We start from the raw sequence: 305 nt of genomic DNA on the forward strand, positions 1-305 counted from the left end.
ATGATGAAAGCAAAGAAAATAATCGTCCCTACCCGTTCTTCTTCGTAATCACGATCGTTTTTATATCTGTCAGAAACCCATATCCATACCAACGCACACAGACTGACCACTATGCCGACAGGGCTACGTAGGTGCGGCGACAGCCAGGCCGGAAGGTTGACGATGATAAGAATCAGCATAGCAATAATACGGGCTACATTATCTCGACTCCCAACATTTCTATTGTCGCCCTTCAGCCAGTAAGAGAGCATCTCCTTAGTATCAAAAGACAGGCCGAATGCCTTTCTCATTTGACGGTAAGACAC

1 pseudogene is annotated in these 305 nt (G+C 45.9%); it reads right to left on the reverse strand.

Features of this window, described 5'->3' with window-relative positions:
• Positions 1-251, reverse strand: a pseudogene (locus tag ACTHSP_RS23485) (DUF4178 domain-containing protein); the annotation flags it as partial.
• Between the last annotated feature and the right edge of the window lie 54 nt (positions 252-305).

The organism is Neisseria sp. P0001.S005 (assembly GCF_051963715.1).